This is a genomic window from Peptoniphilus hominis (ex Hitch et al. 2025), assembly GCF_040096015.1.
In the GTDB taxonomy this organism is placed as follows: domain Bacteria; phylum Bacillota; class Clostridia; order Tissierellales; family Peptoniphilaceae; genus Peptoniphilus_A; species Peptoniphilus_A hominis.
Window position 1 is genome coordinate 1 of sequence record NZ_JBBMFO010000043.1, and the last position, 9,097, is coordinate 9,097.

Here is a 9,097-nt window from a genome sequence, read left to right on the forward strand (position 1 = left end):
TTTTTCATTCCTCCATTTCAATATTGTTGTGTTCCAAACAAAGAAAGGCTAAGCACCTTTCTTTGATACTTAACCTTCCAACATTTTTTAGAATTTATCTTCTAAAAGTTTTCTTAGCTTTTCTAAAATCTTATCCCTCCTTTTTTCCGATTGCTTGATAGCTTACTTTTTCTTTTTTGCCAATCGACCTTAGACTTTCTTCTCTGTAAAAGATGGCTTCCATTAACTCTCTTTCTTTTTTGTGAATGTAGCTAACGCCTTGTTTAATTCTTCAATTTGCATTTTGACTTCTACAATTTTTTCTAAGTCTATTCTTTCATCTATGATATTGTCTACAAAATTCCCGTCATGATCCAATGATGAAAAAAAGAGCAAGTGGTTTTTCTTGTCCGCCTGCTCTAAATACTTTTCGTGTTCTTTTTCTCGCCAGTAGACTTTATATATCTGCTCGCTGACTTTAACCCTTTGTCCGTTGACATAAAGGTAATATTCTTTTGGCATTTAATTTCCTCCATTTCTTTTTTTGTCTGCGTTTTTAGACAAAAAAAGGAGGACTTCTACACTTTGGCGTAAAAAGTCCTCTCGGCTTAAAAACTAATGTTTTATATAATTTTCTATTTGGTCGTTTCTGGTAAAGTATTATTGCTATGTGTAAGCAATTCCAAGAATAAAAAAGGATAATTATATCGTTCTGTGAAAACCGAAACTATAAGTTTTGACATAATTATCCCTCCATTATTTTCCCTCCTAAGTAAATTTATTATTAAATCACTCCTGCTTTTTCAAAATGCTTTTTGAGTATCTTTGTTGCAACGAATGCTCCTATGCAAGCAAGAACAAATGTTATCAAGGCAAAGCCTACTGCCCATGAAACTTTGAAATAAGATAATGCTTCATTTATTTGTGCTTCACTCATTTTCCATTTTGATGCTCTTTCCACAAAAGAAGCTGTTCCGAATAAAATCACAGGAATTACTGTCCCTAAAAAATCCGCTAATGCAAATATCCCATATCCAATAATCATTCGTCCCTTGCTCTCATAATTTCCTATAATCAAATCACATATAATTCCACCGATTACAGCAAAGACTGCATGAGGCAAATGTCCTCCTGACAATGCAATTAAACCAAGAAGCGTTCCTGATATTGTAAATACGCCCTTCTTTTTAACTTTCAAAGCCATAAGGATATAAACGGTAGCAGCTACCATAAAGCTAACTCCTGAAGCAATAAATCCTCCAATCACTGTTGTTGCCATAGCAAATGCAACCGCCATGTATATGACAATTCCAATTGCATTAAAGATTCCGATTGTAATAAAATCACGACCATTTAATTTGTTTTTCATAAAAGTCCTCCTAATAAATTTTCTGTATTACTATCACAAGAGCAATCATCAAAGCTCCTAATAGTCCAATCAACAAATCCGTTGTTCTAAACCTCAATTTTGTTAATGTAACCCTGTTCTCATCACTATCAAGTCCTCTAATGAGTGCTGAAGCTGACAGTTCATCTGAAATCTTAATCATTCTCATTAAAAGCGGAACAAGCGTATATTCAATATATTTAATTGGATGTAGCAAGGGGAAAAATCTACTTGTTACGATTCCTCGAATCTTCATATTCTCTTTTAATGCCTTGAGTTCTATTTTTATAGTTGGTACAAACCTAAGCAAAACACTAAAAGGTATACCAATGCTTCTTGGTACTTTCATTCTATTTAATGCTTCAAGCATTTCACTTACACTTGTAGTCTTTGTTATATATCCACCAAACATAGCAATTAAGGTCATCCTTGATGCAAAGTAAATAAACATATATATTGCAAATACGATACTTGCTTCACAAAACTTTCCAAGCCATAACTCTATGCAGTATAAAATCACAAAAAACAAAATAAAGCGTAATGCTCTTTTCCACATACTGCTGTATACATACAGAAAAAAGGCAAAGAGAATCAGTCCGAAAAGTAGAATTGTATCGCTTATAAAAAAGCTCGTAAATCCAACAATTGGAAGTAGAGTAAGTTTTATTCTCGGATCGACTGTTTTTCTATCCATCAAGTTATCTACCTCCTCTCATCTTGTCCAATATGAGAATTTTATTACTTTCACTCATATTCAAAACACTTTCTATTTTTCCATCTCCCATTACCCACAGCTCGCTTACTGTGTTCGCTAAAAACTCAAAATCATGACTTATTACCAAAACTGTTATCCCTTTTTTTAATTGTTCTTCAATCAGTTTTGCGACTGAAAGCATTGAGTCTTTATCACAACCTGATGTTGGTTCATCATAGATGAAAACTTTTGCCTGTTTCATCATTCCACAAGCTATTGTCAGTCTTTGTTTTTCTCCTCTTGATAAAGCAAACGGATGCTTATCTATATATTTATCTAAGCCAAGAACATTCAAAATAGACTTTGCCTTTTGGGTATTTTCTTTTTTATCTTTATTTGAAATACCAAGCAGCATTTCATCAAGTACACTTTCCGAAAATAACTGATAGTCTGAATCCTGAAATACAAAATATGACATATCCATTAAATCTTTACGATTCAACTCTTTATCTTTTTCCGCCCATATTTTCCCCTCTTTTATCTTCTCAAGTCCTGAAATTACCCTTGCAAAAGTAGTTTTCCCAGTACCATTTAACCCAATAAGACCAATGGCTTTTCCACACTCCATATTGAAATCAAGATGATTTAAGATGTATTGATTTTGCTTATTTCCAACCTTAGTTGCACTTGGGTAACAAAATTTCAAGCCTTTCCCACTGATACTTTCATCATTTAATTGATATAAATCTTTCTTCTCACTTATCCTGTATTCTTTTAATTCAAGAGTTCTTAGTCCATTATCATCCCAAAACTTCCCTTCAAGATGGATAACTTCTTCCCGACTCAAGTCCTGTGCAATCTCTCCATCTTTAACCAAAAGAAAACGGTCAAATAAAGATTTTACATAGTACAAACGATGTTCAATTAGAACAACAGTTGTTCCCTTTTTCTTTAATTTTTCCAAAATTAAAAATAGGTCAAATGTTGCTTTCATATCCAAATTTGCTGAAGGCTCATCTAAAATTAAAACTTTCGGATTCATTGCATAGATGCTTGCAATAGCTATCTTTTGTTTCTGCCCGCTTGATAATTCAAAAACAGATTTTCCTTTCAGTTCCTCAATATCCAGCTCTGCATATACTTCTTCTACTCTCTGTTTGATTTCATATCTTGATTTGCAGATAGTTTGAAGCCCAAAAGCTATTTCTTCATCTGTCGTTGTCGTGAAAAATTGACTTCTTGGATCTTGAAATACAGTACCTACAATACGCCCTATTTCATGAAGCGATAATTTGCTTATATCTTTTCCGGACGCAAAGGCTTCTCCTTGCATTTTGCCTTTGTAATAATGTGGAATAAGACCATTCATTACACTTCCAAGAGTACTTTTACCACTTCCACTTTTCCCTGAAATTAAAACAAATTCACCTTTTTTAATTTCAAGATTGATATTTTTTAAAGCAGTTCGCCCATCTTCCCATTCATAAGAAACATTTTTTAACAAAATCATGATTATACCTCGTACTGAGCTTTCCATAATTTTGTGTAGTAACCATTTTTCGCAAGAAGTTCACCATGCTTTCCTTTTTCAAGTAAATTTCCTTTTTGAAATACGAGAATTTGGTCAGCTTTTTGAATTGTTTTTAAATGATGAGCCACTACAAGTACAGTTCTATTCTTTGCAAGTTCTGTAATAGCATCCTGTATCAAAGATTCATTTACAGGATCAACATTACTTGTCATTTCATCAAGAATTAAAATCGGTGCATCTTTTAGAAAAGCTCTTGCAATAGATATTCTTTGTCTTTGTCCACCTGATAAAATTCCTCCATTTTCGCCAATATCAGTTTCATAACCTTTTGGTAAACTCATAATGAAATCATGTATTCTTGCTTTCTTTGCAGCTTCAATGATTTCCTCTTTTGTAGCTCCTTTTTTACCTACTCTGATATTTTCTTCAATCGTGTTATCAAACAATTGAACATTCTGCATGACAATGCTAATACGGTCTAAAAGCTCATCATAAGGAATATCCCTTATATCAATTCCTCCGAGTGTAATTTTTCCTTTATGCACATCATAAAATCTTAGAAGTAAGTTGGTTATAGTGGTCTTTCCACTACCTGATTCTCCAACTAAGGCTGTCATTGTTTTTTCAGCAATAGAAAAGCTCAATTTTTCCATTTTAAATTCATCTTTTTCATAGGAAAATCCAATGTTATCAAAAGCTATATCATTATCTTTCGGAACAATTCCATTCACTTTATCCGGGATTACATCTGCATATAAAATTCTTGAAAGTCTTTCGTAACTATCTACCACCGAAACATAGTACATATAGTGTTGTTCCATAGAAGCGAATGGCTTATAAAACTCTTTTGAAATTACCGCAAAGATAATAAAATTAAGTACATCAAGATTTCCCTTTACAACAAATATTGTTCCTCCAATTAAAAGAACTAAATATCCAATATCCAGTAAAAAACCAAATATAGATAACTGTTTTGCCTTGAATCTTGAAGCTGCTTTGCTTGTTTCTCCAAACTTCTTTGTTTTATTCATAAGCTCATTATCCAAGCTCTTATTGTTAGAAAAACTCTTTAATACAGGTATTCCTCTCACATATTCAACAAATAGTCTAACCATATCAAGAAGTGCTGAGTTATTCTGATTCTCTATTTTTTCAGATTGCTTAATTGTCAGATATAGAAAGATAAGTGCAATCGGAACAGATACAGCCATTAGAATAGCAAGTTTTAAATCAATACTTGCAAGACCAATAAATACGACTGCACCTATCAAAAAATCGCCAAACATTCTTGACCACATGTGTCCTACAACAAGGGACATATTATCAACATCTTTGTGTAAAATTGTATTTATTTCCCCAAGTCGTTCATTGGTATAAAATCCTAAGCTGAATTTTTTCAATTTAATAATCATGCGTTCTCTTATTTGCTGAACAATATCAAAACCTGCACTATGCTTTTTCATATCTGCGACCATATTACAAATACCTTTGAAGACTACAAGTAATCCAATTGAAATAAAATATTTATATAGGCTTGCTAAGCTCGTTCCGTCAAAGATTTGGAACAGTATAGAAAATACGATAACAATCATGGCTATGGAGCTGAGACCATAAAGGGCAAAGAATACACTTGATATAATCAAATCTCTCTTGCCGCTTTTTGTTAGTAGTTTTAACATTTCTCTAAACATTTTCTGTTACCACCTCTTTCAAATTCCATCTATCTACCTTGTTCTGTGCTTCAACCATATCCTTATAAAAATCACATCTTTTCATCAGCTCTTCATGGCTTCCTGCATCAAGAACAACGCCCTTATCCATAACTATAATTTGGTCTGAATCTCTAATCGTATTTAGATGATGAGCAATTGTAATGATAGTTTTATCCTTACTTAAATCATCAATCGCTTCACCGATTAGTCTTTCATTTTCACTATCAACAGCTGCCATTGCCTCATCTAATATTAAAATCGGTGCATTTTTAAGAATCATTCTCGCAATTGATATTCTTTGTTTTTCTCCACCGGATAACTTGACTCCCATTTCACCTACTCGTGTTTCATATCCATTTGGCAATGCTGAAATAAATTCATGGCATCTTGCTTTTTTAGCTGCTTCTATAACTTCTTCTTTTGTTGCATTTAGTTTTCCGATTGCTATATTTTCAAAAATGCTTAAATCAAAAAGGATAACTTCCTGTTGCACACTACCAATCAGCATTGATATATTTTCTTGACTATATTCTTTTATGTCTTTTCCATTTATCAGTATTTGTCCTTCGTCTGCATCCCAAAATCCCATAAGCAAATTAGATACAGTACTTTTCCCACAACCACTTGCTCCTACAAAGGCATTCAAACTATTTTTCTTAAAAGTTAAATTGATATTTTTAAGCTCAAAACCATCTTTTCCGTATGCAAAATTCACATCTTTAAATTCTATATTTCCAAACTCTAAACCTTGTTCTGTATTCTTGGTTGGAAGCGGAACTGTTAAAACTTTTCCTATGGACTTTAATGCTTCCTTAAACACAATAGAAAAATGTTGCAATGTAGCAGTCTTACTTATAGATGCAGTAAAAGCAGACGATAAAATTATTGAAAGAATAAAATTAGGTGTTGTAATATTCCCATGATAAAGAAAGATACTTCCCAAAATCATGACAATTACCACTCCAATTTCCATAAATATGTCAATGAGTCCCATTGGGATTGTAACCATCCCCATGCTCTTTTTAACCCAGTAAACATATTCTCTTGCCGTTTTTAATGTTCTTTCACTTATCTCCTCTTCTTTAGCAAAAGCCTTAATAACAGAAATATTTTTTACATATTCCATTAGCTCTTCTCTCATCTTGTTTTCATGGTTAAAATAAATAGCAAAGTTTTTATCCATTGTTTTCTGTGAAAGAACTTTTACAAAATACATAAGTGGAACTCCGGCAATCATTCCAAGAGCAAGACGCCAATCCACAAAAATCATGGCTACAAAAATAATGGTAGGTAGAAGTGTAACTGACATTATTTCAGGAAGACCATGGGCAAGGTATACTTCCACTTGTTCCACATCATGCTGAACAATGTTGGTAAGCTCTCCTGTATTATGTTCTTTAAAAAATCCTAAACTTAGTTTTTTTAGATGATCAATAATATCTAACCTAAGTTCTGTTAATTTTTCGTATGCTTTCTCATGAGCAATCTTTGTTGCAAAATAGTAAAACACGCCTTTTAACACAAATGATATAAAGATTCCAATGAATAAATACTTTAAATTACCTTCGTTAATATTGCTTGTGATTAAAGAACTAATCAAATATACAAGTAAGATTTGTGGTATCAAATCAAATACTATTTTTAAAGTAAGAAGTGAATTGGATAAACCATTTTTCCCTATCACTTTTTTCCTTAATTCTTTTTCTGGCATGAACAACGCTCCTTTCAAAATTGAATAATATTGAATCTTAATTCAGTATTAAGGTTTAAAGTAAGACTTTGCTGATTACGCAAAGTCTATTTCTTAGTGCTCATTATAGGGATTCCACTCCCTTGTAATAACACCTTGCAATAAGTTTTAGCATATCTTTTGCCCACTTTTCACTTTGATAGTGTCTTGCTATTTCAAGAAGCCCCTCAGTAAAGTTACTGGCTAAAATATGGGCAAGCATTGGATCATATTCCTCTTTTGATTGTCTCTTTAAACTAACTTCAATATGAGCCTCCATTTGCGATATGAGTTTTTGTTTTGCTTCTATATGCTTTGTACCTGAACTTTTATCCATTAAAATAATTAACTTCTTACGCTCTTTTAAAAGCTCGTGAATATATTTTTCTCCAACCTCATCAAACCTTTCAGAAGCAGAACCTTTTTCCAAGGATTCTTCCTCATTAAAAGCTGACTCGAAGTTTATATAAACAGAACTTACTATTGCATCAAACAAAACTTCCTTATTTTTAAAATAGGTATAAATTAGTGCCACAGGAATATCTGCTTCTTTTGCAATTTCTGTTAATTTAGCACCTCTATAATCATTTTTATAAAATACTTTTTCTGCTGCATCAAGTATCCTATTTCTAACTTCTTCTTTCAATACTTGTGCCATATCACACCTCTTTCGAATAAAATACTGAATCTCAATTTAATAATAAACCTAAATTCAATATTTGTCAAGTTAGCTTTGTTTCCATATTTTTATACTCGCTTACCGGTATCCCTGTTCTTTTCAAAACCTTTAGCTTCTCCTGTTTTTTCTCCTCTTTCCTTGCCTTATATCTTTCCTCATATTCTTTTTGCTTGCCGTTTGCTTTATGCTTGAGGTAGTTTTGATGAAGTCGATCTTTTCTTGCTCGTTCTTTTTCTTCCTTCCTCTTAATTTCTTAAATAAAAAAGAATTAAGAAGTACATGTTTCACTAAAACAGTGATTAAGTGTTCTCCTTAATTCTATTACTCCAGCAGCCAATTTGTACTTTTTATATTGCTTCACCGCAAAGTGTGTCGGTTCTTTCTTCTCCAATGCTTCAAAGAGTCTATCAATCGGATTCATGTAGGTTTCATCATCTTCTATTACCTCTGAAGCGTCTATCATATCAAGTAGTGTTGCAAAGTTCTTTTCTTCTCTTGGAGCCTCATACCAGATATATCCAATAAGTGCCGTATAGTAGAGCTTCTCAGCTTTCACCCAAAAGTTATCACCTGCTTTTTCTCCCTCGCCCTTCGTGTTTGAGATGATTGTCTGAACGAGTTTTAAAATATCTTTCTCAGAACGGATACATGCGAATGGATTGTACTTCATAGACCTTTTGAAGTTTATGGGATTAGAATTTTAATCTCATATCCATTATCTTCAAGCATCTTACCGCACTAAATCACTATCGTTCCTTTAGGATCGGTTACAAAATAGGACGAGTGCATTTGCTTTAAATTCGGTTTTACATAAAATCTCGTCTTGCCGGAGCCTGAACCTCCTATGACAAGTATATTCTTGTTTCTTGCATACTTTGGATTAGCTGGTCTGCCGTTCATAGTTAATCGTTCTGTTTGTGTAAGCAAGATATTGTTCTGGAACTTTTCATCCATATACGGTTCTATATCTTTTCTCGTTCCCCATCTTGCTGAACCATACTCTTTTCCCTGCCTGAACTTTTTTGCATTTTTGCCTTTGCTGTAGACAATGAATTTAATTAAAGCTGCTACTCCTATGCCTATTAGAGGGCAAAGCTTACTCCAATAGAAGCAAGTGCTGCTTCGCCAACGTATTTACCAACGACAGCAGAATCTACTAAAGTATAGACCTGTTGGAAAAATGAACCGGTAATCATAGGCAGGGCGAATTTAATAATCGCCTTATTAGGCTTTTCATCAGTAAGGTAATGATTAATATAAACTTCCTTTCTATTCAATCATTTTGAAGTGTCTCAATGCATCCATGATAGCTTCTTCTTTTTCAGGTGTACACTGTGGAATAATTTGTTTCTCCTTTTTAGACTTGTTGTAATGTTCTCGTAATTC

General features: G+C 33.0%; 8 protein-coding genes and 3 pseudogenes. All 11 read right to left on the reverse strand.

The window, feature by feature from the left end; all coding sequences use genetic code 11:
- Positions 1-87 precede the first annotated feature (87 nt).
- Positions 88-501, reverse strand: a pseudogene (locus WMO19_RS09255) (sigma-70 family RNA polymerase sigma factor).
- 262 nt (positions 502-763) lie between these two features.
- Positions 764-1,348, reverse strand: a complete 585-nt coding sequence (locus WMO19_RS09260; RefSeq protein WP_000791747.1) for an MptD family putative ECF transporter S component — start codon at positions 1,346-1,348, stop codon at positions 764-766.
- Positions 1,349-1,358: 10 nt separating this feature from the next.
- Complete coding sequence (locus WMO19_RS09265; RefSeq protein ID WP_025194627.1) at positions 1,359-2,063, reverse strand: energy-coupling factor transporter transmembrane component T; 705 nt, start codon at positions 2,061-2,063, stop codon at positions 1,359-1,361.
- A gap of 1 nt (position 2,064) precedes the next feature.
- Positions 2,065-3,570: an ABC transporter ATP-binding protein gene (locus WMO19_RS09270; protein WP_349171572.1), complete on the reverse strand. Its 1,506-nt coding sequence runs from the start codon at positions 3,568-3,570 to the stop codon at positions 2,065-2,067.
- A 2-nt stretch (positions 3,571-3,572) separates the two neighbouring features.
- Positions 3,573-5,282, reverse strand: a complete 1,710-nt coding sequence (locus WMO19_RS09275; protein WP_349171568.1) for an ABC transporter ATP-binding protein — start codon at positions 5,280-5,282, stop codon at positions 3,573-3,575.
- Positions 5,275-7,014, reverse strand: coding sequence for an ABC transporter ATP-binding protein (locus WMO19_RS09280; RefSeq protein ID WP_349171569.1), 1,740 nt, complete (start codon positions 7,012-7,014; stop codon positions 5,275-5,277). Before WMO19_RS09280 ends, WMO19_RS09275 begins: the two co-directional genes overlap by 8 nt.
- Before the next feature lie 103 nt (positions 7,015-7,117).
- The gene (locus WMO19_RS09285) at positions 7,118-7,690 is read right to left on the reverse strand and encodes a TetR/AcrR family transcriptional regulator (RefSeq protein ID WP_349171570.1); all 573 of its coding nucleotides are present in this window, start codon (positions 7,688-7,690) and stop codon (positions 7,118-7,120) included.
- 64 nt (positions 7,691-7,754) lie between these two features.
- Positions 7,755-7,943: pseudogene (locus WMO19_RS09290) on the reverse strand (DUF4368 domain-containing protein); the annotation flags it as partial.
- Positions 7,944-7,979: 36 nt separating this feature from the next.
- On the reverse strand, positions 7,980-8,381 hold the full coding sequence (locus WMO19_RS09955; RefSeq protein ID WP_435891059.1) for a type IV secretory system conjugative DNA transfer family protein: 402 nt from the start codon (positions 8,379-8,381) through the stop codon (positions 7,980-7,982).
- Positions 8,382-8,449: 68 nt separating this feature from the next.
- Positions 8,450-8,665, reverse strand: a complete 216-nt coding sequence (locus tag WMO19_RS09960; RefSeq protein WP_435891060.1) for a type IV secretory system conjugative DNA transfer family protein — start codon at positions 8,663-8,665, stop codon at positions 8,450-8,452.
- Between the two features lie 315 nt (positions 8,666-8,980).
- A pseudogene (locus WMO19_RS09300) lies at positions 8,981-9,097 on the reverse strand (23S rRNA methyltransferase); the annotation flags it as partial.

Bases quoted from the DNA above. Each gene is read 5' to 3' on its own strand.
- WMO19_RS09280 (WP_349171569.1), bottom strand. From the start codon at position 7,014: ATGCCAGAAAAAGAATTAAGGAAAAAAGTGATAGGGAAAAATGGTTTA.
- WMO19_RS09960 (WP_435891060.1), bottom strand. From the start codon at position 8,665: ATGGATGAAAAGTTCCAGAACAATATCTTGCTTACACAAACAGAACGA.
- WMO19_RS09285 (WP_349171570.1), bottom strand. From the start codon at position 7,690: ATGGCACAAGTATTGAAAGAAGAAGTTAGAAATAGGATACTTGATGCA.
- WMO19_RS09275 (WP_349171568.1), bottom strand. From the start codon at position 5,282: ATGTTTAGAGAAATGTTAAAACTACTAACAAAAAGCGGCAAGAGAGAT.
- WMO19_RS09955 (WP_435891059.1), bottom strand. From the start codon at position 8,381: ATGAAGTACAATCCATTCGCATGTATCCGTTCTGAGAAAGATATTTTA.
- WMO19_RS09260 (WP_000791747.1), bottom strand. From the start codon at position 1,348: ATGAAAAACAAATTAAATGGTCGTGATTTTATTACAATCGGAATCTTT.
- WMO19_RS09270 (WP_349171572.1), bottom strand. From the start codon at position 3,570: ATGATTTTGTTAAAAAATGTTTCTTATGAATGGGAAGATGGGCGAACT.